This is a genomic window from Micromonospora sp. GCM10011542, assembly GCF_042650685.1.
Taxonomy (GTDB): Bacteria; Actinomycetota; Actinomycetes; order Mycobacteriales; family Micromonosporaceae; genus Micromonospora.
The window spans coordinates 153845-178116 of sequence record NZ_JBHSBO010000032.1 but is presented as its reverse complement, the minus strand read 5'-3'; the positions used below and the strand labels follow the sequence as shown (position 1 = coordinate 178116).

Sequence of the window (24272 nt, the reverse complement as noted above, 5' to 3'; positions counted from 1 at the left end):
CGGGTGATCCGCTCGGCGCGCTCGCGCACGCCGGGATCGTCGGCCTGCGTCTCAGCCAGGCACGGCAGGGCCATGGGCTCTCCCGTGTCTGGCAGCAGGATGCGAACGGTAACGGACTCTGGCGTGAGTAGCCCGGCACGGATCTTGTCGAGCGGCTCGGTCAGCACTCCGTGGAGGGTCTCACCGGAGAAGCCGGCGAATTCGATCGTGACGTGGGCGCGTTCGAAGGCCGCCTCGACATGGGGCCGCAGTCCCACCGGACGCTCGGTTTGTGCGCGAACGAATGCGCCGCTGCCCTGACGGGTGACGATCAGGCGCTCGTCACGCAGGATGCGCAGCGCCGTCTTGACCGTCTCTCGGGCAACGTTGTAGCGCTCGGCTAGGTCGTTCTGCGACGGCAGTCGCTCGCCTGGCTCGAACTTGCGGGTACGAATCGCAGCTCGCAGAACGTTGGCGATCTGCTGCGACGGGGGCCTGGGGTCGTCCGGGTCCAGCCCGGCCAGGTTTTCCAGCTCGCTGGTCATGCAGGTCAGGGTAGCTGCTGACTAGCCAAGCTAGACCAATCAGCGTCCAAACTCTTGACCTGGCTAGCCAGGCTGGCCTAGCTTGAGTCCTACGCGATTTGGCTAGCCAAGTCGCATCCCGAGGCCGGTGGAGTGCCGGCGGGCAGAGCTGGAGGTAGGGCAATGGCTGTCCCGAACACGATCAAGGTTCCGGTTCCGTTCGAGTACGTGTTTCCGCAGGGTGCGCTGTGCCTGGGTGTGGAGCCGGTGACGGACTTCGACAAGCGCGGCCAGGGCGATGACCAGGCGCGCGACAAGGACACGGGCGAGCGGCTGTGGGTGGTCAAGGTCCTGGACCTGGACCCGGAGGCCGGGAAGTTCGGTGGCACGAAGGAAGTCAAGGTGAAGATCGCCGCTCCGGTGCAGCCGGTGCCGCCGGCGTCGAAGATCCCCGGCTATCCGCCGGCGGTGCAGTTCTCCGACGTGACCCTCACCCCGTACGTGGATTCGCAGCGGTGCAAGGGCTCGGGGAAGTGCAGGGCGCGGCAGGCGTGGTCGATCCGCGCCGGGGCCATGACCGAACCCGCCGTTGTGAAGCAGGCGGCCTGACCAGATCTGGACGCGCGGGGCGGGACTCGCCCGCCAAGACAACTCCCGCCCCGCGCCTGACCCTCATCTCCCTGAAAGGAGTTGGGCTGATGCCCACGCTAGCTGACGCTGCCCGCATCGTCGGGAACCCGCGCCCCGCCGCCGCCCGTCGCACTCACCGCCGCACGGTGATGCGTCTCGCTGGCCCTGGTATCCGGGCCGCCCGCGAGGTCTACACCACCGTCCCCGCCGATGCCGTCCGGGTGGCTGCGCTGGTGGAGATCTCCGCCGCCGCTGCCGCTCTGGCCCGGACGGTGGTGAAGCTGCGCCACCTCGACCCGGACCTGATCGCCCCGCACGTGGCCGATCGCGTCGACCTGCGGGCGGTGCTCGGTCGTGGCCGGTGGCTGCCGACCATGACCCGCCGCGTCCCCGCCCCGGAGTCCGGGCCGGTGGACCTGGCCGCGTTGCTGCCGGCTCGGATGCCGGCGCGTCGTCGGGTGGTGCGTCGTCGTCCCGGTACGCCGGGGCAGGCCGCCCTGTTCGCCGCTGCTGCTGGGGAGGGCTGAGCCGTGCCGCTGGTCAACGTGATCCGGGGTGACCGGATCGACTCGGCTCCGATCAACGTGCGGACCCCGTTCATCCGCATCCCGATGTGGGTGGCTCTGACCTGGTGGACGCTCAAGGCACTGGCCCGGCTGGTCTTCGTGGCGGTGCGGTTCTGGTACGTCACCGTCCCAGCGGTGTTCTTCGCCTGGCTCTACGGACGGTTCGGCTGGGCCGGTCCGGTCGGTTTCGTCGCCCTGGTCGCCTCCTCCGCCGCCGGCTGGGCGTTCGGGCACCGGCCGTCGTTCCTGCGGTTCGGGTGGTGGCCGGTCCTGTCCTGCTACCGCCGGATGCTCTACCGCCGCAAGTGGATGGCGGCGATGGTGACCGCCAAGCTCGCCGTCTCCTTCGACGGGCACACCGTCCTACCGGTGCTGCGTCGGGTGCGCTGCGGCGGCGGTGTCGACGTGGTGGTCGTGCGGATGGTGACCGGGCAGATCCCCGACGACTTCGCCAAGGTGGCCGAACGCCTCGCCCACACGTTCGGCGTCCGGCAGGTCAAGGCCGCACCCGGTCCACGCCCGGATGTGGTGTTGCTGCACCTGTTCCGCGGTGACCCCCTCGCCAAGCTCGTCCGACCGCTGCCGGTGCCGGCGGTTCCCGAGTTCACCGCTCTGCCGGTGGGCAAGCGCGAGGACGGCGACGGCTACGAGCTGCGCCTGTTCGGCACACAGGTCCTCGTCGTGGGCGCCACCGGGTCGGGCAAGGGCTCGGTCATCTGGTCCGTGGTCCGCTCCCTCGCCGCCGGGGTCACCTCCGGGCTCGTGCAGATTTGGGGCCTGGACCCGAAAGGCGGCATGGAACTCGGCATGGGTGCGCCGATGTTCACCCGCTTCGCCCGCAAGGACTACGCCGCGATGTGTGAGCTGATCGAGGAAGCCGCCACCGTCGCCAAGGACCGCGCCGGCAAGCTCTACGGCCGCACCCGCCAACACACCCCAACCCCGGACGAGCCGCTGATCGTCCTGGTCATCGATGAACTGGCCAACCTGACCGCCTACCTCACCGACCGGCAACTCAAGGACCGCATCAAGGCCGCGCTCTCGATCCTGCTGTCGCAGGGCCGGGCGGTCGGCGTCCACGTCGTCGCCGCCATCCAGGACCCGCGCAAGGAAGTCCTGCCGTTCCGGGACCTGTTCCCGACCCGCATCGGGCTCCGGCTCGCGGAAGCCGCTCAGGTCGACCTGGTGCTCGGTGAAGGGATGCGCGACCGCGGGGCGTTGTGCGACCGCATCCCGCAGTCCCTGCCCGGTGTCGGGTTCGTGGTCATCGACGGGGACCCGACACCGATGCGGGTCCGGTTCTCCTACCTGACCGATGACGAGATCCGCGACATGGCCCAGACCTACGGCCGCCTGCGCGTCATCGACGGCGAGATCCTGGACGGTGCCGCATGAAACCCCACCCCACCGCCACCAGCGCCGACCGCATCGAGGGCCTGGTCCTCATCGTCATCCTCCTGCTCGTCGCCGGCTTCGCGGGCGCCGCGTCGTTCACCCACGTCAAGGACTGGACCCTCGACAACTCGCCGGCCGGCACGGGCGAGTGGTTCGGCTGGGCCAACGCCGTCATCTCCGAACTCGTCCCCGTCGCCGCCCTGCTCACCATCCGCCGCCGACGCCGAGCCGGTCACTCGATCCGGTACCCGATGTTCCTGCTCGTCGCCGCCGTCGCCCTCTCACTCGCCGCTCAACTCGCCGTGGCCAAACCGGGCCTGTCCGGGTGGCTGCTGTCCGCAGTCCCGGCACTGGCCTTCATGGGCCTGTCCAAGCTCGTCCTCACCACCGCGCCGGCTCCCGTGCCGGCCGACGAACCCGCCCCGGCTGCGGCACCTGCTCCGCCGGCCGTGGCTCCGCCCGCCCGAGCGGTCACGCCGCCCGCTCCTGCGGTCGAGCCGACTCCGCCCACCGCCACGCCGGAACCGGTCGCCCTGGTCCCGGTCGAGCCGACCCGTCCCGCCCCGGTCGCCCCGGCTCCGGTCGTGCCGGTGTCGCCGACCGCCTTCGTCCGCCGCAACGGCGTCCCGCTGATCGGAGAGGTGACCCGATGACCGACCACCTGCTCTCCGGCCTGTTCCTCGTCGCCGGTTTCGCCCTGTTCTGCTGGGATCAGTACCGGCTCTATGTCGCCCGCTACGAACTGACTGCCCTGCAACGCGCCACCCTCCGCGACGGGTTGACCGGCCTCGCCAACCGCGCCGGCCTGGGCGACGCGTGGACCCAGCTCGCCCCGCTGCGGCCGTGGGTCGTGGTAGTCGACCTGGACGGCTTCAAGCCGGTCAACGACACCCACGGCCACGCCGCCGGGGACCTGGTCCTCACCGCCGTCGCCGCCCGGCTGCGCTCGGTCCACGGCGTCGCGGCCCGGCTCGGCGGGGACGAGTTCGCCGCCCTGCTCCTCGACCCGAATCCGGCCACGGCCGCCCGCCACCTCGCCACCGCCATCGCCGCCCCCGTCCGGCTGCCGTCCGGCGTGTCGGTGTCGGTGACCGCGAGTATCGGCCTCGCCCCCGCCAGCCCGTCCGGCCTCGCCGCCGCCCTGGCCGACGCCGACGCGGCCATGTACCGGGCCAAGACCACCCGGGCCGGCGTCGTGGCGTTCGACCCGCTGCGCGACGACCACGCCACCGCCGACCCACGCCCCGCCCTGCGGGTCCGCGACCTGACCGCCGCCGTTGCGGAGGTGGGCCGATGACGACTACCCCGACGCTGCCCGGCCTCGCCCCCGACCCCGTGGTGGAGCCGAGGTCGGGCTCCCGGGCCGCCAGGATGCTCATGCCCCGCTCCGTCGACGTGGTCAAAGACCTGGCCGCTGACTACGGCGTCTGTACCCGACCCGTCTCGCTGCGCCGCACCGACCTCGACTCCGGCCGCACCGAGGTCATCGACATGCCGTGCGGCGCCACGCAGGAAGCCAAGTGCCCCGCCTGCGCGAAGCGGGCACGGAAGCTGCGGCAGCAGCAGATCCGCGAGGGCTGGCACCGCGACGACGAACCCGACCCCGGACCCGCGCCGGCCACCGACGCGCAACGCGGCCTGATCGTCGCCCGCGCCCACCTGGAATTCGCCCGCGACGAAGCCGCCCGCGCCTCCCAGTGGGACCAGGTCGCCGACCTCGACGAAGCGATCGCCGAACTGGAAGGCCAGATCACCACCGAAGGACTGCGCGGCCGGCCTGCCCCGCCGCACGGCAGCGAGGACCAGGACGACGGCGACGGCAAGCGCCGGGTCCGCTCGACCAAACGGCGACAGGATGCCCCGGACCTACCCCGGCTGCCGGTGGAGAACCGGACCGTGGGACGGACCTTCGAGGGTCACGGCGGGCAGGTGTTCCGTCCGTCGATGTTCCTGACCCTCACCCTCGGCTCCTACGGCCGCGTGCACTCCGACGGGACGCCGGTCGACCCGGACGCCTACGACTACCGGCGGGCGGCCTGGGATGCGGTGCACTTCCCGCGGCTGCTGGATCGGTTCTGGCAGAACCTGCGCCGGGCGGTCGGCTGGAACGTCCAGTACGCCGGAGCGGTGGAGCCGCAGCGCCGGCTGGCCCCGCACGCGCACTTCGCCATCCGGGGCACCATCCCCCGGGCGCTGGTGCGCCAGGTCGCCGCCGCCACCTACCACCAGGTGTGGTGGCCCTCGGTCGATCAGCGGGTCTACGAACCGGGCCAGGCACCGCAGTGGGACGCAGACGCCGCAGGCTACGCCGACCCCGACACTGGGCGGCTGCTGCCGTCGTGGGATGAAGCCCTGGACCTGGTCGACGCCGACCCCGACGCCCAACCTGTGCACGTCGTCCGCTTCGGTGTGCAGGTCGACGCCAAGGGTGTGCTCGCCGGCAGCAAGGACGCGGACCGGTGCGTCGGCTACATCACCAAGTACCTCACCAAGCAGGCCGCCGACTGCCACCAGGTGACCACCGGCCGGCAGCGGGCACACCTGGAACGCCTGTGGTTGGAGCTGCGGCATACGCCCTGTTCGGAGCGGTGCGCCAACTGGCTGCTCTACGGCATCCAACCGAAGAAGGCACGCCCCAGGTTGCGGCCGGGCAACTGCAAGAACAAGGTCCACAAGCGGGAAACCCTCGGCATCGGTGGGCGCCGCGTCCTCATCTCCCGCCAGTGGTCCGGCAAGACCCTCGCCGACCACCGGGCCGACCGCCGTGACTGGGTCAAGGCCCTGCTCGGCGTCACCACCGACGCCGAGACCGCCCCGGCCGGCGGCGAGCAACGCCACGCCTGGGAACTCGCTCGGCCGACCGATCCCGACGTTGCCCCGCTCGGGCATCGGGTGCTGCGCGCCATTTCCGAACGCATCCAATGGCGCGTCCAACTCGACGCCGCCAGACGCAATCAGCCACCGCCCGGTGTTTCGGCAACTCTGCTCGACGTTGACGACAAGGAGGAACGACGGTGACTGTCTCCGACGTGCGGCCGGTGCCGGCGCGGCTGTGGGAGCTGCCGGCGGATGACCTGCCGCCGCTGTTGCTTCGGCCGGAGCAGGTGGCTCGGGTGCTGAACATCGGGCGGTCCAAGGTCTTCGACCTGATCCGCTCCGGGCAGTTGCGGTCGGTCAAGGCCGGCGGCTCGCGCCGGATTTCGGCAACTGCTCTGCGCGAGTACGTGGCGCGGTTGGAAGCCGGGGAGGACGACTGATGCCACGCTCAGAAAGCGTTGGGGAGCAGCCGCCCGCGGAACGAAAGCCGCGGCGGTCCAAGCGTGGTAACGGTGAGGGCTCGATCTACCTGCGCAAGGACGGCCGGTGGACGGCGGCATACTTCGTGCCCAAGCCTGGCGGCGGGGAGTCGCGTCGCTACGTTTACGGGCGCTCGCCCGAGGAGGTCGAGACGAAGCTTGTCGAGATGCGCAAGCAGGTTCAGGGGGGCGCACCCCTGGCTCCTGCCGGCCTGACGGTGGCCCGGTACCTCGAAGAGTGGATGGAGCAGGTAGCGGCCCCTCGGGTCCGTCCGAACACCGCCCGGTCGTACCGCGACTTGATCGCCAAGCACCTCGTGCCAAAGCTCGGGCGAAAGCGTCTGGGCCAGCTGGGCGCCCGTGACGTTCGGCAGTTCCTCGCTGCGCTCGCGGGTGACGGAGTGGGAGAGCGGACGGCGCAGTTGGCACACGCGGTGCTGCGGGCGGCGCTGGAAGACGCCATGCGGGAGGAGATCATCCCGCGCAACGTGGCGAAGCTGGTTCGGGCACCTCGGCCGGTCAAGCAGGAGCGGGAGCCGTTGACGGTTCAGCAGGTTCGGACGCTGCTCAACTCGACGCGGGGTCACCGGCTGCACGCGCTGTTCGTGGTGTTCGCGGTGCTCGGTCTTCGGCGTAGTGAGGTGCTGGGCCTGCGGTGGGAGGACGTGAACCTGGAGGTGGGCGTCCTGCGGGTGCGGCGCAGCTTGCACCGCGTCGAGGGGCAGTTGGCGACCTTCCCGACGAAGACGCAGCGGTCGACCCGGGCGGTGCCGCTGCCGGCGATGGTCGTGCGGGCGCTGCGGGACCATCAGCAGGGCCAGGAAGCGGAACGCCTGGCGCTCGGGGCGAAGTGGCCGAGCCTGGGCTACGTGTTCACCACACCCATCGGCACCCCGCTGGATCCGCGCAACTGCACTCGTCTGGTGCAGGCCGAGTGCTCGGCGGCTGGGCTGCCGGCGATCCGGCTGCATGACCTGCGGCACGGCTGCGTCTCGGTGCTGCTTGCTCTGGGCGTGCCGCCCCGGACGGTGATGGACATCGTGGGACACAGCACGTTGGAAATGACCATGACGATCTACGGGCATGTGAGTTTGGACGACAAGCGGGCGGCCCTGGATCAGCTGGGCGGCCTGCTGGATGAGGAGCCCGAGGAATGACGTTGCTGTCACCGGTTGCTGTCAGGGCCGGTCGCAAGCGACCGGCCCTGTGCGTTCTTGCTGTTCAACTGTGTGCGCCCGAAGGGACTCGAACCCCTAACCTTCTGATCCGTAGTCAGATGCTCTATCCGTTGAGCTACGGGCGCTCGTGCTCAGCCAGTGTACACACCCGGCTTTCGCGCGGAGACTCCGGGATTCGAACCCGGGAGGGGCTTTAAGACCCCAACCGCATTAGCAGTGCGGCGCCATAGACCAGACTAGGCGAAGTCTCCCTGGTGGCCCGCAGACCACCGCGCCCGAGGATACAGGTCGCCACCCACCGGGAGCAAAGCGACTTCCCCCTCGGCCGGCCAACTCCGTGTTTCCCCGCTGTGCGCGGGAGTGATCGGGACTACGCTCCATCGATATGCAGGAGCAGCCGCCCAGCGAGTCGACCCGCCGAGAGCCTGCTGACGGAGCGCGCCGACGCTCCCCCAAGGCGACCTTCACCCCACCGGTCCCGCCTCCGCCAGCCGGAGAGCCAGCCGGAGAGCCAGCCGGAGGACCGGCGGCACCGACCGACCGGACGACAGCGGACCACCCGGCCCAGGGGACCCCGAGTGGTCAGCGACCACGGCGGGTCAAGGCCGCCCCGGCGGTGCTCTTCCAGCCACCGGACCCGGACCGGCCGCTGCCTCGGCAGACGGATCCGAGCCGACGTGGCACGGCACACACCGAGGCGACCGCCAGGACCGGCCGGCCCGGCCACGCCGAACCGACCGGCCCGGTCAGCTCGGCCGCTCCGACGGACGTGCCAGTCGGCCAGCACGGCGACCCGGAGCGGCCCTCCACGCCAGCGGGGAAGACAGCCGGAGACGGAATCGAGCAGACCGCGCCGCCCCCGAAGGTCCGGGCGAGCCGGACCACCCCGGCGCGGAAAGCCACCAAGGCGCAGGACGCGCCAGCACGCGAGGCCACTCCCGCGCGGGAACTTACCCCGGCGCGCCCGGCCACTCCGGCGAGCGAGGCGACCACCAAGACCGCGACCGCCACGACCGGCAGCTCCAGGACCGGCAGCTCCAGGACGGCCAACACCGAGGCGGCCACCTCCGAGACAGCCACCACCAGGAAGGCCGCCGCCCGGAAGGCTGCCGCCACCCCTCGGGCACGACCCCCGATGAGCCGACCGCCAGCGGCCCACCGTCTGCCGGCACCGCTTCGGCCGCCCGAGCGGCGACCCCGGCCAGGCGAGCGCCGAGCGCGCGGAAGAGCGCCGCGCCGAAGAAGGCCGTACCCGCACCCGAACGCACGGCCGAGCCGGTCGACCCGGCGGCCGTGGCGCGTACGCCGGAATCGGACCTGCGGGCGGTGACCGCACGGCTGCTCGACCACCCGGGCTTCGCGCCGGAGTTGCTGGCGCTGGCCGCGGTGCGGGCGCTCGGGCCGGACGCCGGCGACTGGGTCGAGCGGCTGCGGAACCGGTACCCGGACGCTCCGGCGGACGGGCTGGCGCGGCTGGCCACCCGGCGCTTCGTCCGCTCGGCGGGCGTGGACGGGGCAGCGGCGGCGGTGGCGGGACTCTTCGCGCCGCTGGCCGAGCTGGTCTTGGTGCTCTGGACGCAGGCGAACCTGGTGCTGCACCTGGCGGCGACGTACGGCCGGGATCCGGCGCACCCCGATCGGGCCGTGGAGTTGCTGGTGCTCACCCAGGTGCATCCGGATGCGGCGAGTGCGCGTGCCGCGTTGGCTGCGGCGCGGGCGGCGGCGGCGCCCGGCGAGGATCCCTGGTCCCGGGTGGCGGAGGCGTCGTGGCGGCTGGCGGCGCCGCCCACCGCGCAGGCCGGCGGGTGGCTGGCGCTGCGATTGGCGTCGCGGCTGCTGCCGGGCGCGGCGGTGCTCGCGGCGGCGCTCGGCGACGCGGCGGCCACCGACCGGCTCGCCGCCCGGGCGACGACGGCCTACCGGCCGGCCCGCGGCCGGTCAGCGAGCGTGGGCGAGCAGGGTCAGAGCCAGTCGAACCAGTCCCTGGGCAGCAGGGCGTAGCCGACGAAGGCGACCACGTCGAGCAGGGTGTGCGCGATGATCAGCGGCAGCACCCGCCGGGTGCGCAGGTAGAAGAGGATGAAGATCACGCCCATCACGGCGTTGCCGAGGAACGCGCCGAAGCCCTGGTAGAGGTGGTAGGAGCCGCGGAGCAGGGCGCTGGCCGCGATGATCGCGGCGAGTCGCCACTGGAGCTGACGCAGCCGGGTGACCAGGTAGCCGACCACGATCACCTCCTCCAGCACGGCGTTCTGCGCGGCGGCGAGGATCAGCACGGGGACGGTCCACCAGACGTCCGGCAGGGCGGCCGGCACCAGGGTGGCGTTGATGCCGAGGTGGGCCGCCGCCCAGAACAGCGCCAGGCCGGGCAGGCCGATCAGCGCGGCCAGGCCGGCGCCCCGGGCGAGGTCCTGGCCGGGTCGCCGGGCGTCCAGGCCGAGGGTCCGCGCCGGGTCGCCGGGGTCGCGGCTGAGCAGGTGTACGGCGAGCAGCACCGGTAGCAGCGCGAAGACGATGCCGAGCAGTTGGTACGTCAGGTCCAGCCAGGGTCGGGCCGACGCCGAGGTGTTCAGCGAGGCGGTCTGCTTGGAGAGCGGACCGTCGGCGGTCAGCTTCGCGATGATCGAGACGACCGCGTAGACCGCGGACTGGCCGAGGGAGAGGCCGAGGACCAGCAGCGTCTCGGTCCCCAGCAGCCGGCGCGACACCGGGCGGGTCAGCTCAAGGGTCACCGCACCACTGTGCCCGACCGGCGGCCCCGACGGCACCGCCGAGCGGCGGCGTGAACCGGTCGCACATTCTGTGCGACCGGTCGACACGTTGCGTGGAGATTCTATGGGCACCCGATCCGCCGTCAGGAGAAGGAGCGTGTCCGTGGACAACGTCGCGCGGCTGCTGAAGGAGAGCTGGACTCTCGTCGAGGAGGACCGTGACCGGCTGACCGGTCACTTCTACGCCCGGCTGTTCCTGCTCGATCCCGCCCTGCGGCAGCTCTTCCCGGTGCAGATGACCGGTCAGGGCGACCGCCTGCTGGAAGCGATCATCACGGCGATCCACACCGTCGGCGACCCGGAGAGCTTCGACGAGTTCCTCCGCGCGCTCGGGCGGGACCACCGCAAGTACCACGTCGACGAGGAGCACTACGCGACGATGGGCGTGGCGCTGCTGGACGCGCTGCGCACCGTCGCCGGGGACAGCTGGAACCTGGAGTACGACCAGGCGTGGCGCGACGCGTACGCGGCCATCTCGACGACGATGCTGGCCGGCGCGGCGGCGGATGAGAACCCGCCGTTCTGGCACGCGGAGGTGCTGACCCACGAGCGGTACGGGCCGGACACCGCCGTGCTGACCTGCCGGGCGTTGCAGCATCCGCTGCCCTGGCGGGCCGGGCAGTACGTGAGCCTGGAGGTGCCCCGCCACCACCCGCGGGTGTGGCGGACGTACTCGGTGGCGAACGCCCCGAACGACGACAACGTGCTGGAGTTCCACGTGCGTACGCCCGGGGCGGGGTGGGTCTCCGGTGCGCTGGTCCGCCGGGTGAAGCCGGGTGACCTGCTCCGGTTGGCCGCGCCGATGGGGTCGATGACCCTGGACCGCGCCTCGGAGCGGGACATCCTCTGCGTGGCCGGCGGGGTGGGGCTGGCGCCGGTCAAGGCGCTGGTGGAGGAGTTGGCCAGCTACAACCGGACCCGCTGGGTGCACGTCTTCTACGGCGCCCGCCGGTCGGCCGACCTGTACGGCCTGGCCGGTCTGCGGGAGTTGGTCGCGGCGCACCCGTGGCTGTCGGTCACCGCGGCCTGCAGCGACGAACCGGACTTCGAGGGCGAGCAGGGCGACATCCCCGACGTGGTGGCCCGGTACGGCCCGTGGACCACGCACGACTGCTACGTCTCCGGTTCGGCCCGGATGGTCCGGTCGACGCTGCGGGTGCTGGCAGCGGACGAGGTGCCGCCGCCGCACATCCGCTACGACACCTTCGGTGATCTCTAGAGCGTTCCTCCCTCCATGCCGGGGCGCGTGCCCCTGCCCCCTGGGGCACGCGCCCCGGTCCCCGCGTCGGCACTAGTACCGCCAGGGGTTGCCGGTCTCCCGGTACTCCTCGACCGGGACCAGCGGCACCCCGGGCGCCATCCGGTCGACGTAGAGCCGCCCCTCCAGGTGGTCGATCTCGTGTGCGACCAGCCGGGCCATGCCGAACTCGAACGAGGTGATGATCCGGCTGCCGTCCCACTGGGCGTGTTCGACGTCCAGGCGCAGTGGCCGGGGGACCAGGCCGCGATGGTCGAAGAAGGAGAGGCACCCCTCGTACTGCTCGTCGGCGTCCGGGGCGGCGTCGACCACCCGGGGGTTGAGCAGCACCACCGGCTCGGCCGCCCGATCGGGGGGCCGAACCACGGCCGCCGACCGGCCGATGCCGAGCTGTGGGGCGGCGATGCCGACGCCCTTGCTGAACGGGTGCAGCTCGTCCAGCCGGACCAGGGTGGCGGTGAGCCGGTCGACCACGTCCCGGGCCGCCTGTGCCTCCGCGGGCAGGTCGAACGGTCGGCCGGGCTGGCGCAGCAGGTCGGCACCGCGCTGCACGATGCCGATCCCGCGCATCCGCTCGCTGGGCCGCAGCCGGTTGCCTCCGGACGGTGGGTCGGTCTCCGGGCGGGCGCGGAACCGCCACTGCATCCGGTAGCGGGCGTTCAGCGGCGGATCGTCGGTCTGCCACTCGAAGATCGCCCGGTCACCCTCGTCACGCCGCTGCGGCGCCGTCCGCAGCGGTCCCTCCTCCGCCGAGAGCGAGGTCTCCACGCCCCAGACCTGCGGGTCGAGCGCCGCCGGCATGTCCAGGCGTACGGACATCTGCCGGGTGGGCAGCCGGACGGCCCGCTGGAACCAGGGGCCCCACTTCTCCCGCCCGACGCAGTACGCGTACTCCAGCGTGGCCCGGTCGCCGGGGTAGAGCGGGAAGCGCCGTTCGCCGTTTTCGAAGAGCAGCCAGATCTCCTTGAACGCGTCCCGGTCGTGCTTGGCCCGCCAGTGCATCGCCTCCGGCTCACCGCCGCCGTCATGGCGATGAGCGCGTAGTTGCAGCTCGGCGAAGGTGAGCGGGTGTTCCCGGTGGTGCCGGTTGGAGCGGCCGGGGTCGTTCGGATAGCGGTCCACGGCGACCCGGACGAGGTAGCGGGTGACCGGCTCGGTGCCGGCGTTGTAGAGCTCGCGGCGGATCACGCACCGGTAGGCCTCGTCGGTGTGGATCAGCGTGGCGAGTTCCCGTTCGACCACCAGGCCGGTGCCGGGCGGCAGCTACTGGCCGGGCAGTTGCGGCTCGCGCTGCGCATGGCCGGTGCGGGCGTGCCGCAGCTCGTCGTACTCCCGGAAGCGCTGCCAGATCGCGCCGCTGGCCTCGAGCACGGCCTCGGCGCGGCGGGCGAAGTCCTCGGTCGGGCGGTGCCGGCGCCCTTCCACGTGGCTGACGTAGGACGGGTCGAACCCCATCAGGGCGGCCAGTTGCTTCTTGGACAGCCCTCGCCCCGTCCGGTGGCGGGCGAGTTCGGCCGCGAAGGAGTCGGCAGCCCGTTCGAGGGGGGAGGTCGTCATCGGCTTCCTCGTGGCCGGGAGTATCAGTTTCACGTTCCGTGCTCGGGCGCACACGCGTCTGCCACCTTGCCGACACACCACTTGACAATCAACCGACGGTTGTCAATCCTGCGCCGGCGTTTTCCGGGGCCAGGGTCGGGTAGTACGCCGGGGCGCGGAGCCGGACTCCCGCCGGGGGGAGTGACCCACGCCTCCCGATCCGACCGAGGTGAGGCTTCCCTTAGACCCACGGGTGTGCTTAGGCTAGCCTTAGCTCAGGACGGCAGCGGTCGTCCGCCGAGGCACTCTCCTCGGTCACGCGGACGGGGGATGACGCAGGTGACAGCGGTGATGCCGAGGCACGACGTGGCCCCCACGCCGCTCGCGCCGGTCACCGCGGCGCTGCGGGCGATGTTCGGCACCGACGACCTGCCCGGCCTCGCGCCGGGGCTGCTGGTCACCGACGAGTTCGGCTGGGCGCCCGCCACCACCCTGATCGACGGCACCCGGCTGCCCGAACTGCTGCACGCGGCCACCCGGCGCTGGGGCGGCACCCCGCACGCCTGCGCGGCGCTGGCCTGGAAGTCGTACAGCTACTGGACGTCCCTGCCCGTGGTCCTCGGCTGGGCCTCGGCCCGGCGGGTGCCGCTGCTCGACCCGGCCGACGTGCTGATCCACTTCGAGGACCACCGCCCGCTGCTCACCCTGGGCCTGCGCCGTACGACCGGCGTCGCCGTGCTGCCCAGCGACCCGCTGGCGCTCTCCGGCCACCCCGAGGTGCGGGTCGTGGCCGGTGAGGCGGAGCTGCTGGCCGCGCTGCGCGGCTCGCTGCTCGACGCCCACCTGGCCCCGCTGATCGCGGCGATCCAGGCGGAGGTCCGGATCGGCACCCGTACGCTGCTCGGCTCGGTCGCCTCCGGCATAGCGAACGGCATCCTGCGTGCCGCCGACGGGCTGCCCGGCTCGACGGTGCAGACCATCGACACCCTGCTCGGCGCACTGAACCTGCGCGACCTGGTGGAGCTGGCGCCCGGGCCGACCGGCGAGCCGACCGTGCAGCGCCGCACCTGCTGTCTCGCCTTCACCCTGCCCAGCCCGAAGGTCTGCCAGGGCTGCTGCGTCCGCTAGCCCGACCCGGCTCAGTCGGTCAGCGACCGGACGTCCCACACCCAGACCCCGCCGGTGAAGACCGGCCTGATCCCGGTCAGTTCGGTCATTCCCCGGCGCAGCGCCACCTCGTACTCGTGCGGCCCGAGGATCACCACGCCGGCCCGCCAGAAGCGCATGTCGTCGACCGCCGCCACCCGGTCCTGCGGAGTGATCGGCGGCACCGCGCCGGTGCGCCGGATGGTGGCGAAGAAGCTGCTGGTGGGCCGCGGAGGGGCGGTGAACAGGGCGATCCGCCCCTCGCCCGGCCGGGTGTCCGGGCCGAGGAAGTAGCCGCGGGCCAGCGGCATGTCCAGCCGCGTCGCCGCGGACCAGCGCAGCGGCTCGGCGTAGTTGGTGTCCGGCAACGGCAGGGTCACCACACTGCGCCCCCCGGCGACATAGGGACGCCACGCTCCGGAGGTGACGAACGCGGGGACCGGGTCGCGGCGGTCCACCTGCAGCGGGGTGGGCAGGATCGGCAGCAGCGCCATGGTGAGCGCGGTCGCGGTGGCGAGTCGGATCGGCCCGCGGGCGGCCGGGTGGCTGCGGACGAGCGTACGGGCCTGCTCGGCGCCGTAGGCGAGCAGCAGCCCGACGATCGGGGTGATCGCCAACGCCCACCGGGTCGGCACCACGGAGTGCAGGATCGGCAGGTTCTCCAGCGCCGCCCAGGGACCGGGCACCCCGGTCTCGCGCCCGGCGAAGCGGATCTCCCGGCCCAGCGAGAGCACCGCGAAGAGCAGCCCGAGCCCGGCCAGCACGAGCACCACGACCGACCGTCGCAGCCACCAGACCAGGGCGGCCACCAGCACCAGCAGTGGCCAGCCGAAGAAGCTGTTCTCCTCGGTCGGGTTGATGGCCAGCTTCGCCGCCGTCCGCGGGCTACCGGCCAGCGACTCGCGGGAGTACGCGACGAACGAGGCGAAGTCGCTGGAGTAGCCACGGATCAGCCGGGACAGCCCCGCGTACGCGCCGGGGCCGAAGAACTGCACGTAGAGGGGGTACGCCAGCAGCAGCGCGGCGACCCCGGCGGCGACGGCCAGGCCGGCGAGGAAGGGCCGGGCCCGGGCCCGCACCTCCGGGCGGGCGAGGGCGAGCGCCGCGATCACCACGCCGAGGCCGATCGCGGTCATCAGCAGGATCTCCAGGTTGAGGAAGGCCTGCCAGACGATCACCAGGGCGAGGAGCACTCCGTCGAGCAGCCACCGGCCCGGCCGGCCCAGCCGCAGGGTCCGCCAGATGATCAGGGGTACGACGAACTGCGACACGATGTTCGGGTGCGCATTGGCGTGCGACACCATCGCCGGCGCGAACGCGGAGAAGCCGGCACCGAGCCAGGCCGGCCCTCTGGCACCGATCAGCACCCGGGAGAGCAGCAGGTACCAGGCGACGGCGGTGGCGATCATCCCGCCGGTGAGGAACAGCAGGAATGCCGCACGCGGACCGAGCAGCACGGTGACCGGCGTCATTGGCAAGGAAATGGATAATACGGACGTATTCGCCATCAGGTTGACGCTGTCCGGCACGTTCATCCGGTCCGAGCCGAATGGATAGGCGAACTGGGTGACGACCCGCGCACCATGCGCCATCATCCACTCGAACTGCGACTGATCCGAGGGGTTGTCCCGCACGCCACTGCCGGGAGTCAGCCACAGCCGCCCGGTGACCCAGAAGCCGAGCACCACGAAGCTCAGCACGGCAGCCACATCGACCAACCCTCCCCGCCGCGGGGGCGGACCGGGCTCGCCCAACGGCGCCACGGAGGGCGGGCCGGCGCCGGGCGGGTCCGTTTCAGGAGTAGTCATGACAATTCGAAGGGTAGTCAGGGTATGGCACTGCCGTGACATGTTTCGGGGTACTGCCGTACTATGTGCCGGGTTCGCCGACCGCCGATCCCGTGCCCACCCCCGACCGCAATTCCGCCATCCCGCTACCCGATTCTTCTGCTTCCCACGCGGATGATTCACATTGTCGGTCCAAGGCACGGGTCGAGTTCTTACCGTGAGGAATCGACGCATGGCAGACATCACTGGGGATCAGCGCGTCCAGTCCGAGGTGCTCGAAGGGCTGGCGACCGCCGTCAACCATCGCCGCTGGTTCGTGGAGCTGGCAGTGCCGTACCTCGGTGACGATCCGATCGAGATTGGCAGCGGTCTCGGCGACTACGCGCTGGAATGGTCGGAGCGGCTCCCCCGGATCACCGCCACCGAGGCCGACCCGGACCGTCTGGTGCTGCTCAAGGAGCGGCTCGCCGACCGGCCGACCATCGAGGTCCGGCAGATGCTGCTGCCCCACAACGAGCGCGGCGACCACAGCGCCGCGGTCTCGTACAACGTGCTGGAGCACATCGAGGACCACGTGGGCGCGCTCCGCAGCATGCGCGACCTGGTCCGCCCCGGCGGCGCCGTGGTGATCATCGTGCCGGCGTTCCAGTTCGCCATGAGCCCGGCGGACATCGCCACCGGGCACGTGCGCCGCTATACGAAGAAGACGCTCGCGGCGGCGATGACCGAGGCCGGCCTCACCGTGGAGAAGATCCACTACGCCAACGCGCTGGGCCTCCTCGGCTACTTCATGGCCACCAAGGTCTTCCGGCTGATGCCGAAGGAGGGCCCGATGGTCAGCGTGTACGACAGCGTCGTGCTCCCCGCCACCAAGGCAGTCGAGCAGCGCCTGCGCCCGCCGTTCGGCCAGTCGGTCTTCGCGGTGGCCCGCGTACCCTCCTGACCCGACCGCGGTCTCGCACCGTCCGCCGCAGCGTGGGTGCGAGACCGCGGAGACCGGGCGTCAGTCCTTGATCTGGTAGGTGGGGCGGATGACGGCGCGGGCCAGGGTGTGGAACGTCAGGTTGAAGCCGACGTAGGCGGGGCTGGCGTCCGGCGTGAGGTCCAGGCGGTCGACGTCCAGGGCGTGCACCGCGAAGACGTACCGGTGCGGCCGGTCGCCGGGCGGCGGCGCCGCACCGCCGTACCCCTGGTCGCCGTAGTCGTTGCGGACCGAGAACGCCCCGCCGAGGTCGGTGCCCGCCGCGCCGCCGGCACCCGTGGGCAGCTGGGTGACCCCGGCCGGTACGTTCACCAGGACCCAGTGCCAGAAGCCGCTGCCGGTGGGCGCGTCCGGGTCGTAGCAGGTCACCGCGAAGCTCTTCGTCTCGGCGGGGAAGTCCGACCAGGCCAGTTGCGGGGAGACGTTCTCGCCACCGGTGCTGCCGTGCGCGTGCCGGGTGTCCATCGGCTCGCCGTTCTGCACGTCGTCGCTGGTCAGGGTGAATGAGGGCACCGTGGGCAGCAGCTCGTACGGATCCGGGGCGATCGGTCGTTCCAGGGTCATCGGGACGGTCCTTCCGAAAGTGCGCGAAACTTGCTGCGCCCTTCATACCCCGTCCCGGCCCACCCGACGACCGGAAGTGCCACCCTCGGCCGGATGCGGCTGGGTGGCTATCGTTTGTCGGAGGGCAACGTTGGAGAAGATCCGGGAGCACCGCCGGGAAGACGAGCCGCCGGGCTCGGCGCAGCCCTGACGACCCGCGCCGACGAACGCCGTTCGACCCGCTCGACCCGGGCCGCGCCGCCCGCTGGAGCAGCGCAGTTCACCGCCGCGCCGCGGGTCCGGCGTCGCAGCCGTTCGTCGGCGGAGGGTGTGGGATTCGAACCCACGAAGACATCGCTGCCTTACCGGTTTTCAAGACCAGCGCCATCGGCCACTAGGCGAACCCTCCTGGGCCGCCACCCGGGGGTGCGCGGCCGTGCCTAGTCTGCCACGACCATTCGACGGGCGGGCCGGCGTCCCACCCGGGGCGTGCCTGTCCGGGCCCTATCCGTCCACAGTGGCGAGCGCGGGAACCGGGTGCGCCTGCGGCCCGACCCGGGATCGGGTAAGACTGAGCCCATGCGAGCGATCACCATTCCCGACCCCGGTGGGCCCGACGCGCTGGTGTGGGCCGAGGTGCCCGACCCGGAACCCGGCCCGGGCGAGGTGGTCGTGGACGTACGGGCCACCGCCGTCAACCGCGCCGACCTGTTGCAACGGCAGGGGCACTATCCGCCGCCTCCGGGCGCGCCGGCGTACCTCGGGTTGGAGTGCTCCGGGGTGATCAGCGCGGTCGGCGCTGAGGTGACCGGGTGGCGGGTCGGGCAGGAGGTGTGCGCGCTGCTGGCCGGCGGTGGGTACGCCGAGCGGGTGGCCGTACCGGCCGGGCAGTTGCTGCCGGTGCCCGCCGGCGTCGACCTCGTCGACGCCGCGGCGCTGCCGGAGGTGGCCTGCACGGTCTGGTCGAACGTGGTCCGGCTCGCCGGCCTGCGCTCCGGCGAGACGCTGCTCGTGCACGGCGGGGGCAGCGGGATCGGCACGTTCGCCGTACAGCTCGGGGTGGCCCTCGGCGCCACGGTGCTGGCGACCGCCCGGTCGGCCAAGCACGCACGGTTGCGCGAGCTGGGTGCGGCGCACGCGATCGACTACCGCGAGCAGGATTTCGTCGAGGAGGTCCGGCGGCTCACCGACGGCCACGGCGCGGATGTCATCCTCGACATCATGGGCGCGTCCTACCTGAGCCGGAACGTGACCGCGTTGGCCACCGGCGGCCGGCTGGTGGTGATCGGGATGCAGGGTGGCCGCAAGGCCGAGCTGGATCTCGGCGCGCTGCTGACCAAGCGGGCCACGGTGGCGGCGACCAACCTGCGGGCCCGGCCGCTGGCCGACAAGGCGGCGATCGTCCGCGGGGTCCGGGACGAGGTCTGGCCGCTGGTGGAGGCGGGCCGGATCCGGCCGATCGTGGACCGGCGGCTGCCGCTGGCCGACGCGGCGGCGGCGCACGAGCTGGTCGAGTCGAACGACCACGTCGGCAAGGTGCTGCTCACGACCGGGTGACGCCGAGTACCGGGCGGTGGGCGTCAGGCGGGTGCCGGGTCTCCCGCCGCGCGGGGGAGCACCAGGCGGGCGCCCGGCCCCTCGCCGGCGAGGGTGTCCTCCGGGTTGTACAGGGTGCAGCGCTGCAGGGACAGGCAGCCACAGCCGATGCAGCCGTCGAGGTCGTCGCGGAGCTTGGTGAGCAGGCGGATCTTCTCGTCCAACCGGCTGCGCCAGGTGGCGGAGAGCCGGGCCCAGTCCTGCGGGCTGGGGGTCCGGCCGCCTGGCAACGAGGCCAGCGCCTCGCGGATCTCCTCGAGCGAGACGCCGACCTGCTGGGAGATCCGGATGAAGGCCACCCGGCGCAGCTCGGCGCGGGCGTACCGGCGCTGGTTGCCGCCGGTCCGCTCGGCGCGGATGAGGCCCAGCCGCTCGTAGTAGCGCAGCGCCGAGGGCGCCACGCCCGAGCGGACGGACAGCTCGCCGATGGTCAGTGAGTCCTGCATCACCCGGTCCTTGAGTTGAAGCGCACTTCAAGTCACAGGCTATCGGCATGGCCACGACACTCACCACCGACACCCACGCCCGACTCCGACCCCTGATCCGCCGGCTGACCGGCGACGAGAAACACGCGCCCAGCGCGCACTCCACCATCGACGTGCTCCAGGTGCTCTACGACCGGGTGCTGCGGATCAGCCCCGACACCGTCGACGATCCGGAACGGGACCGCTTCCTGCTCTCCAAGGGACACGGGCCCGTCGCCTACTACGCGGTACTCGCCGCGCACGGCTTCATCCCGGACTCCTGGCTCGACGACCTGGCCGGACCGGAGAGCCGGCTCGGCCACCACCCGGACCGGACGCTGATCCCCGGCGTGGAGATCGGCTCCGGCTCGCTCGGCCACGGCCTCGGGCTGGGCGTCGGCACCGCGCTCGGGCTGCGGGCCCAGGGGCTGCTCAAGCCCCGGGTGTACGTGCTGCTCGGCGACGCCGAACTCGACGAGGGCGCCAACCACGAGGCGATCGCGTACGCCGGCGCCACCGGGCTGGCGAATCTCACCGCGATCGTGGTCGACAACTCCTCGGCCACCCACGGCTGGCCGGGCGGCATCGCCAGCCGGTTCACCGTCGACGGCTGGACCGCCGACACGGTCGACGGCCGGGACCACACCGCCCTGCACGCGGCGCTGACCGGGCACCGGCCCGACCGGCCGCACGTCGTCATCGCCCGCGTCGAGAGCAAGGGATGACCGTCATGCGGACCGCGTTCATCGACACCACCACCGCGCTGCTCGAGGAGCAGCCGCGTACCGCCCTCGTGCTGGCCGACATCTCGGCCAGCCAGTTCGCCCCGGCCGGCCGTCGACACCCCGACCGGGTGCTCAACGTCGGCATCCGGGAGCAGTTGATGATCGGGGTGGCCGGCGGGCTCGCCCTGACCGGGCTGCGCCCCATCGTGCACTCGTACGCGACGTTCCTGGTGGACCGGGCGTACGAGCAGATCAAGCTGGACCTGGACCACCAGGGCGTCGGCGCGGTGCTGGTCAGCATCGGCGCGTCGTACGACGGCTCGCGGGAGGGCCGGACCCACCAGTCGCCGGGGGACGTGGCGCTCTTCGACACGCTCGGCGACGGCTGGACGGTGCGGGTGCCCGGTCACCCGGACGAGGTGGCCCCGCTGCTGCGCGCTGCCGTCGGCACCGACGACCCGGTCTACCTGCGGCTGAGCGAGCAACGCAACGCGCGGGCGTACCCCGACGCGCGGCGGCTGCGGATGCTGCGGCACGGTGGGCCGGGGGCGCCGCTCGTGGTGGCGGTCGGACCGATGCTCGACGCGACGCTGGCGGCGACCGAGGGGCTGGACGTGACGGTCGCGTACACGCACACGCCGCGACCGTTCGACGCGGCGGGACTGCGGACGCTCGCCACGAACAAGGTGGTGCTGGTCGAGCCGTACCTCGCGGGCACGTCGAGCGCGGCCGTCGGCCGCGCCCTGGCGGACGTGCCGCACCGGCTGCTGGCCCTTGGGGTGGGCCGGACCGACCTACGCCGGTACGGCGACCCGGCGGACCATGCCCGGTGGCACGGCCTGGACGCCGTCGGTCTGCGGCGGTCGATCAGCGCGTTCCTGGAGTCAGCGCGGGTTTGAGGCGGTGGGACGGCGGCGGGCGCGCTCCCGGCCGAGGATCCAGATCGCCTCGACGCCGTCCTTCCAGGTGATCTTCTTGCCCTCTTCGCGGCCACGCGCCCGGTAGCTGATCGGCACCTCGTACGGCCGGATCCGGCGGCGCAGCAGCTTGCCGGTCACCTCGGCCTCCATGCCGAAGCCGCGGGAGCGCACGTCCAGCGACCGGTAGAGCGCCACCGGCATGAGCTTGAAGCAGGTCTCCAGGTCGCCGATGTAGGAGTTGAACAGCACGTTCGCCGCCATCGTGACGCCCTTGTTGCCCATCACGTACCAGAAGCTGTACGCGCTGTGGCTGCCGAAGGTGCGATTGCCGTAGACCACCGTGGCCCGGCCGTCCAGCACCGGGTCGAGGAGCTTCGGGATGTCCTGCGGGTCGTACTCGAGGTCGGCGTCGAGGATGACCATGTAGTCGCCCTCGGCGTTGTCCACCGCCGTCTTGATGGCCGCGCCCTTGCCGGCGTTGCGCTGGTGCGTGATGACCCGCAGCCGTGCGTCGTCGGCCCGACCGAGGACCTCACCGGTGCCGTCCCGGCTGCCGTCGTCGACCACCACCAGCTCGATCTCGCACGGGTAGTCGACCGCCAATGCCTGCTTGAGGGCATCCGCGATGCGTTCTTCCTCGTTGTAGACCGGCATGAGGATCGAGAGCTTCACGGGAATCTCCACGGTGGCGACGATATGTCGGGCCTAGCCTAGCCTGGCTGGTCAGCACGGCGGAGGCCAGCACCGTCGGCATCCGGCGTGGCGGGCGCAGTCGGATGGTGTTTACTTCCGGCCATGTCGGCTGCCGACTTCCCGCTCGCGGTGGCGCCCGCCGCCGCGGTGCTCCTGCTCACCGTTGCCACCAGGCCGGCCGAGTCGGCCGCGGTGGCGCCGCTGCGACTCGCCGTCGTGCGCGCGGCCCTGCTCACCGGGGCGTACGCGGTACTCGTCGTCGAAGTGCTCGGCGCGCTGCACGCGCTGACCCGGCCGGCGTTCGTCGCCGCCTGGCTGCTCTTCCTGGTGGCCGCCGCGGCAGTCGTCGGGTGGCGCCGCAGCCGGGACACCGTCCAGCGTGGCGCCCCGGCCACCGAACCACGAACCAGAACGCTGGTCGGCGCGGGCGTCGGCGAGGCCGGCGCCGGCCCGGCGGCCACCCTCCCATCCGGTCCGGCGAGCGGTGCCACGGATACGCACCGGCCGCGGTACGGACGCGCCGCCCCGCTGGCCGCCTTCTGGCGGACGGCGAGCCGGGGCGAGCGGCTGCTCGCCGGCACGGTCGGCGGGCTGGTGCTGCTGGAACTGCTCGTCGCGCTGCTCGCCGAGCCGAACAACTTCGACTCGCAGACGTACCACCTGCCCAAGGTGGAGCACTGGGTGGCGCAGGGCGACCTCGACTTCTGGGCGACCGCCATCCACCGGCAGGTGACGATTCCGCCCGGCGCGGAGTATCTGCTGCTGCACCTGCGGCTGCTCACCGGCGGCGACCGGCTGCACAACCTGGTGCAGTGGGCGGCCGGCGTGGGCTGCCTGCTGGTGGCCGCCCGGATCACCGCGCAGCTCGGCGGTGGGCGACGGGCTCAACTGCTCACCGCGATCGTGCTGGCCAGCACCCCGATGGTGGTGCTCCAGGCGACCAGCACCCAGACCGACCTGGTCTGCGCGGCCTGGGTGGCGTGCGCGGCCACGCTGGTGCTCGACGGGCTGCGTCGGCGTACCGGCTGGGGCACCCTGCTCGGCCTGGGGGCCGCCACCGGCCTGACCGCGGTGACCAAGACCAGCGGTCTGATCGCGGTCGGCCCGCTGCTGCTGCTCTGGGGGATCGCCCAGCTGCGGTCGGCGTGGACCGGAGCCGGCGCCCGGCGTACCGGCGGGCTGGCCCGCACGGTCGGCGGTTCGGTGCTGATCCTGCTGGTGGCGGCCGTGGTGGTCGGGCCGTTCCTGGCCCGGGTGACCGCCGAGTTCGGGCATCCGCTGGGGCCGCCCCGGCTGCGCGAGTCGATCCCGATGGAGCGGCACGACCCGCCCTCGATCCTGGTCAACGCGCTGCGCATCGGGCACACCGCGTTCGACACCCCGCTGGCGCCGCTGCGCCGGGCCGGCGCGGAGGCGATCATCGGCGGCGCCGACGCCATCGGGGTCGACCCGCAGGACCGGGCCATCACCTTCGGCCGGGAGGTGTTCCCGGTGCCCGCCTGGTATCCGGACGAGGACCGGGTGGCGTTCCCGCTGGCCGGGTCGTTGGCGCTGATCGGCGCGGTCGTCGCGCTGGCCCGGCCGCGTCGGATCGACCCCGAGCAGGTCGGGGCGCTGCGCGGGTACGCCGTGGTGGTGCTGGCCACGGTGGCGCTGCACACCGCCATGATCAAGTGGCAGCCGTGGGGCAACCGGCTACTCCTCTACGTCCTGGTCCTCGCCGTCCCGCTGGCCGGGCTCTGGCTGGACGCGCTGTTCCGGCACCGCGCCCACACGCCGGCCGCCCCGCCGGCCGGCGCGGGTGGGCGGCGCTCGATAGCCGCACTGGTCGCGGTCGCCGTACTCGCCACCTCGGCGCTGGCCGGGGTGCTGGCGCTCTCGTACGGCTTCCCCCGTCGACTGGTCGGATCCGGCTCGGTCTTCACCACCTCGGACTGGGACACCCGGTTCCTGCGCCGCCCGCAGTGGGCCGAGGAGTTCCAGTGGGCGGCCACGGCGGTACGCGACAGCGGCGCCCGCCGGATCGGGCTGGTCGAGCAGAACGACAACTGGGAGTACCCGTGGTGGCTGCTGCTGCGGCGGCCCGACGGCAGCCCGCCGGAGCTGGTGGCGTTGCAGTCGGTGCTGCCCGAGCGACCGCCGGCCGACCCGTCCTCGGTGGACGCGATCGTCTGCACCGGCGGCAGGTCGGCCTGCGCCAAGCTGGTCCCGGCCGGCTGGCGGCTGGAGTTCCGCGGCTACGTCGGCTACGCGCTGCCGCCCGGCCGCTGACCGTCGTCGGCC

22 protein-coding genes, 3 tRNA genes and 1 pseudogene are annotated in these 24272 nt (G+C 72.4%); 16 read left to right on the top strand and 10 right to left on the bottom strand.

Translation table 11 applies throughout. The features are described 5' to 3' along the window. On the bottom strand, positions 1-524 hold a 524-nt coding region (locus ACFOW4_RS12005; RefSeq protein ID WP_377527074.1), incomplete at its 3' end, for a GntR family transcriptional regulator. Positions 525-686: 162 nt separating this feature from the next. Between ACFOW4_RS12005 and ACFOW4_RS12000 the strand changes: the two genes are divergently transcribed. The 8 genes from ACFOW4_RS12000 to ACFOW4_RS11965 all read left to right on the top strand — a co-directional run bounded on the left by ACFOW4_RS12000 (position 687) and on the right by ACFOW4_RS11965 (position 7547). After that, on the top strand, positions 687-1112 hold the full coding sequence (locus ACFOW4_RS12000; RefSeq protein WP_377527073.1) for a hypothetical protein: 426 nt from the start codon (positions 687-689) through the stop codon (positions 1110-1112). 89 nt (positions 1113-1201) lie between these two features. Further along, complete coding sequence (locus ACFOW4_RS11995; protein WP_377527071.1) at positions 1202-1660, top strand: hypothetical protein; 459 nt, start codon at positions 1202-1204, stop codon at positions 1658-1660. 3 nt (positions 1661-1663) lie between these two features. Continuing rightward, the gene (locus tag ACFOW4_RS11990; RefSeq protein WP_377527070.1) at positions 1664-3094 is read left to right on the top strand and encodes an FtsK/SpoIIIE domain-containing protein; all 1431 of its coding nucleotides are present in this window, start codon (positions 1664-1666) and stop codon (positions 3092-3094) included. Further along, complete coding sequence (locus tag ACFOW4_RS11985) at positions 3091-3747, top strand: DUF2637 domain-containing protein (protein ID WP_377527068.1); 657 nt, start codon at positions 3091-3093, stop codon at positions 3745-3747. Before ACFOW4_RS11990 ends, ACFOW4_RS11985 begins: the two co-directional genes overlap by 4 nt. Continuing rightward, the gene (locus tag ACFOW4_RS11980; RefSeq protein ID WP_377527067.1) at positions 3744-4391 is read left to right on the top strand and encodes a GGDEF domain-containing protein; all 648 of its coding nucleotides are present in this window, start codon (positions 3744-3746) and stop codon (positions 4389-4391) included. Before ACFOW4_RS11985 ends, ACFOW4_RS11980 begins: the two co-directional genes overlap by 4 nt. Further along, positions 4388-6112, top strand: coding sequence for a replication initiator (locus ACFOW4_RS11975; RefSeq protein ID WP_377527064.1), 1725 nt, complete (start codon positions 4388-4390; stop codon positions 6110-6112). The genes ACFOW4_RS11980 and ACFOW4_RS11975 overlap by 4 nt, the downstream gene beginning before the upstream one ends. After that, positions 6109-6351: a helix-turn-helix domain-containing protein gene (locus ACFOW4_RS11970; RefSeq protein ID WP_334615620.1), complete on the top strand. Its 243-nt coding sequence runs from the start codon at positions 6109-6111 to the stop codon at positions 6349-6351. The genes ACFOW4_RS11975 and ACFOW4_RS11970 overlap by 4 nt, the downstream gene beginning before the upstream one ends. After that, the gene (locus ACFOW4_RS11965; RefSeq protein ID WP_377527063.1) at positions 6351-7547 is read left to right on the top strand and encodes a tyrosine-type recombinase/integrase; all 1197 of its coding nucleotides are present in this window, start codon (positions 6351-6353) and stop codon (positions 7545-7547) included. Before ACFOW4_RS11970 ends, ACFOW4_RS11965 begins: the two co-directional genes overlap by 1 nt. A 73-nt stretch (positions 7548-7620) precedes the next feature. On the opposite strand, the gene ACFOW4_RS11960 is transcribed toward ACFOW4_RS11965, so the two are convergent. Then, positions 7621-7693, bottom strand: a tRNA-Arg gene (locus ACFOW4_RS11960). Between the two features lie 35 nt (positions 7694-7728). Beyond that, positions 7729-7819, bottom strand: a tRNA-Ser gene (locus ACFOW4_RS11955). A 1042-nt stretch (positions 7820-8861) separates the two neighbouring features. Between ACFOW4_RS11955 and ACFOW4_RS11950 the strand changes: the two genes are divergently transcribed. Further along, a complete protein-coding gene (locus tag ACFOW4_RS11950; RefSeq protein ID WP_377527061.1) occupies positions 8862-9569 on the top strand; it encodes a hypothetical protein in 708 nt (235 codons plus the stop codon). On the opposite strand, the gene ACFOW4_RS11945 is transcribed toward ACFOW4_RS11950, so the two are convergent. After that, complete coding sequence (locus ACFOW4_RS11945; RefSeq protein ID WP_377527060.1) at positions 9530-10300, bottom strand: CPBP family intramembrane glutamic endopeptidase; 771 nt, start codon at positions 10298-10300, stop codon at positions 9530-9532. The genes ACFOW4_RS11950 and ACFOW4_RS11945 overlap by 40 nt on opposite strands. Before the next feature lie 142 nt (positions 10301-10442). Between ACFOW4_RS11945 and ACFOW4_RS11940 the strand changes: the two genes are divergently transcribed. After that, a complete protein-coding gene (locus tag ACFOW4_RS11940) occupies positions 10443-11558 on the top strand; it encodes a globin domain-containing protein (RefSeq protein WP_377527058.1) in 1116 nt (371 codons plus the stop codon). Positions 11559-11630: 72 nt separating this feature from the next. Here ACFOW4_RS11940 and ACFOW4_RS11935 read toward each other — a convergent pair. Continuing rightward, positions 11631-13154 (bottom strand): annotated as a pseudogene (locus ACFOW4_RS11935) (peptide deformylase). A 330-nt stretch (positions 13155-13484) separates the two neighbouring features. On the opposite strand from ACFOW4_RS11935, the gene ACFOW4_RS11930 reads away from it, so the two are divergent. Then, on the top strand, positions 13485-14261 hold the full coding sequence (locus ACFOW4_RS11930) for an IucA/IucC family C-terminal-domain containing protein (protein ID WP_377527096.1): 777 nt from the start codon (positions 13485-13487) through the stop codon (positions 14259-14261). Positions 14262-14272: 11 nt separating this feature from the next. Here the strand turns inward: ACFOW4_RS11930 and ACFOW4_RS11925 are convergent, their stop codons facing one another. After that, positions 14273-16087, bottom strand: a complete 1815-nt coding sequence (locus ACFOW4_RS11925; RefSeq protein ID WP_377527057.1) for a hypothetical protein — start codon at positions 16085-16087, stop codon at positions 14273-14275. Between the two features lie 211 nt (positions 16088-16298). Between ACFOW4_RS11925 and ACFOW4_RS11920 the strand changes: the two genes are divergently transcribed. Further along, on the top strand, positions 16299-17009 hold the full coding sequence (locus ACFOW4_RS11920) for a class I SAM-dependent methyltransferase (protein ID WP_377527054.1): 711 nt from the start codon (positions 16299-16301) through the stop codon (positions 17007-17009). A gap of 60 nt (positions 17010-17069) precedes the next feature. Here the strand turns inward: ACFOW4_RS11920 and ACFOW4_RS11915 are convergent, their stop codons facing one another. Both ACFOW4_RS11915 and ACFOW4_RS11910 read right to left on the bottom strand, forming a co-directional pair. Further along, complete coding sequence (locus tag ACFOW4_RS11915; RefSeq protein WP_377527053.1) at positions 17070-17612, bottom strand: YbhB/YbcL family Raf kinase inhibitor-like protein; 543 nt, start codon at positions 17610-17612, stop codon at positions 17070-17072. Between the two features lie 301 nt (positions 17613-17913). Further along, a tRNA-Ser gene (locus ACFOW4_RS11910) sits at positions 17914-18000 on the bottom strand. A 170-nt stretch (positions 18001-18170) separates the two neighbouring features. Between ACFOW4_RS11910 and ACFOW4_RS11905 the strand changes: the two genes are divergently transcribed. Further along, the gene (locus tag ACFOW4_RS11905) at positions 18171-19148 is read left to right on the top strand and encodes an NAD(P)H-quinone oxidoreductase (RefSeq protein ID WP_377527051.1); all 978 of its coding nucleotides are present in this window, start codon (positions 18171-18173) and stop codon (positions 19146-19148) included. A 23-nt stretch (positions 19149-19171) separates the two neighbouring features. Here the strand turns inward: ACFOW4_RS11905 and soxR are convergent, their stop codons facing one another. Beyond that, a complete protein-coding gene (gene soxR / locus ACFOW4_RS11900; protein WP_377527050.1) occupies positions 19172-19633 on the bottom strand; it encodes a redox-sensitive transcriptional activator SoxR in 462 nt (153 codons plus the stop codon). A 47-nt stretch (positions 19634-19680) separates the two neighbouring features. On the opposite strand from soxR, the gene ACFOW4_RS11895 reads away from it, so the two are divergent. Together ACFOW4_RS11895 and ACFOW4_RS11890 are read left to right on the top strand one after the other, a co-directional pair. Beyond that, positions 19681-20376, top strand: a complete 696-nt coding sequence (locus ACFOW4_RS11895) for a transketolase (RefSeq protein ID WP_377527047.1) — start codon at positions 19681-19683, stop codon at positions 20374-20376. 5 nt (positions 20377-20381) lie between these two features. Continuing rightward, on the top strand, positions 20382-21275 hold the full coding sequence (locus ACFOW4_RS11890; RefSeq protein WP_377527046.1) for a transketolase family protein: 894 nt from the start codon (positions 20382-20384) through the stop codon (positions 21273-21275). Here ACFOW4_RS11890 and ACFOW4_RS11885 read toward each other — a convergent pair. Beyond that, positions 21261-21968 carry a glycosyltransferase family 2 protein gene (locus ACFOW4_RS11885; RefSeq protein WP_377527095.1) on the bottom strand — a complete coding sequence of 236 codons (708 nt, stop codon included), beginning with the start codon at positions 21966-21968 and terminating at the stop codon, positions 21261-21263. The genes ACFOW4_RS11890 and ACFOW4_RS11885 overlap by 15 nt on opposite strands. A gap of 123 nt (positions 21969-22091) precedes the next feature. Here ACFOW4_RS11885 and ACFOW4_RS11880 point away from each other — a divergent pair, with 123 nt between their 5' ends. Then, positions 22092-24260, top strand: coding sequence for a hypothetical protein (locus ACFOW4_RS11880; protein WP_377527044.1), 2169 nt, complete (start codon positions 22092-22094; stop codon positions 24258-24260). The last annotated feature ends 12 nt before the right edge of the window (positions 24261-24272 follow it).

What these genes read in the sequence shown, in the direction of transcription:
- ACFOW4_RS11880 (WP_377527044.1), top strand. Translation starts at nt 22,092, where the DNA reads ATGTCGGCTGCCGACTTCCCGCTCGCGGTGGCGCCCGCCGCCGCGGTG.
- ACFOW4_RS11895 (WP_377527047.1), top strand. Translation starts at nt 19,681, where the DNA reads ATGGCCACGACACTCACCACCGACACCCACGCCCGACTCCGACCCCTG.
- ACFOW4_RS11975 (WP_377527064.1), top strand. Translation starts at nt 4,388, where the DNA reads ATGACGACTACCCCGACGCTGCCCGGCCTCGCCCCCGACCCCGTGGTG.
- ACFOW4_RS11930 (WP_377527096.1), top strand. Translation starts at nt 13,485, where the DNA reads ATGCCGAGGCACGACGTGGCCCCCACGCCGCTCGCGCCGGTCACCGCG.
- ACFOW4_RS11980 (WP_377527067.1), top strand. Translation starts at nt 3,744, where the DNA reads ATGACCGACCACCTGCTCTCCGGCCTGTTCCTCGTCGCCGGTTTCGCC.
- ACFOW4_RS11925 (WP_377527057.1), bottom strand. Translation starts at nt 16,087, where the DNA reads ATGACTACTCCTGAAACGGACCCGCCCGGCGCCGGCCCGCCCTCCGTG.
- ACFOW4_RS11965 (WP_377527063.1), top strand. Translation starts at nt 6,351, where the DNA reads ATGCCACGCTCAGAAAGCGTTGGGGAGCAGCCGCCCGCGGAACGAAAG.
- ACFOW4_RS11985 (WP_377527068.1), top strand. Translation starts at nt 3,091, where the DNA reads ATGAAACCCCACCCCACCGCCACCAGCGCCGACCGCATCGAGGGCCTG.
- ACFOW4_RS11920 (WP_377527054.1), top strand. Translation starts at nt 16,299, where the DNA reads ATGGCAGACATCACTGGGGATCAGCGCGTCCAGTCCGAGGTGCTCGAA.
- ACFOW4_RS11905 (WP_377527051.1), top strand. Translation starts at nt 18,171, where the DNA reads ATGCGAGCGATCACCATTCCCGACCCCGGTGGGCCCGACGCGCTGGTG.
- ACFOW4_RS11915 (WP_377527053.1), bottom strand. Translation starts at nt 17,612, where the DNA reads ATGACCCTGGAACGACCGATCGCCCCGGATCCGTACGAGCTGCTGCCC.
- ACFOW4_RS12000 (WP_377527073.1), top strand. Translation starts at nt 687, where the DNA reads ATGGCTGTCCCGAACACGATCAAGGTTCCGGTTCCGTTCGAGTACGTG.
- ACFOW4_RS11995 (WP_377527071.1), top strand. Translation starts at nt 1,202, where the DNA reads ATGCCCACGCTAGCTGACGCTGCCCGCATCGTCGGGAACCCGCGCCCC.
- soxR (WP_377527050.1), bottom strand. Translation starts at nt 19,633, where the DNA reads ATGCAGGACTCACTGACCATCGGCGAGCTGTCCGTCCGCTCGGGCGTG.
- ACFOW4_RS11890 (WP_377527046.1), top strand. Translation starts at nt 20,382, where the DNA reads ATGCGGACCGCGTTCATCGACACCACCACCGCGCTGCTCGAGGAGCAG.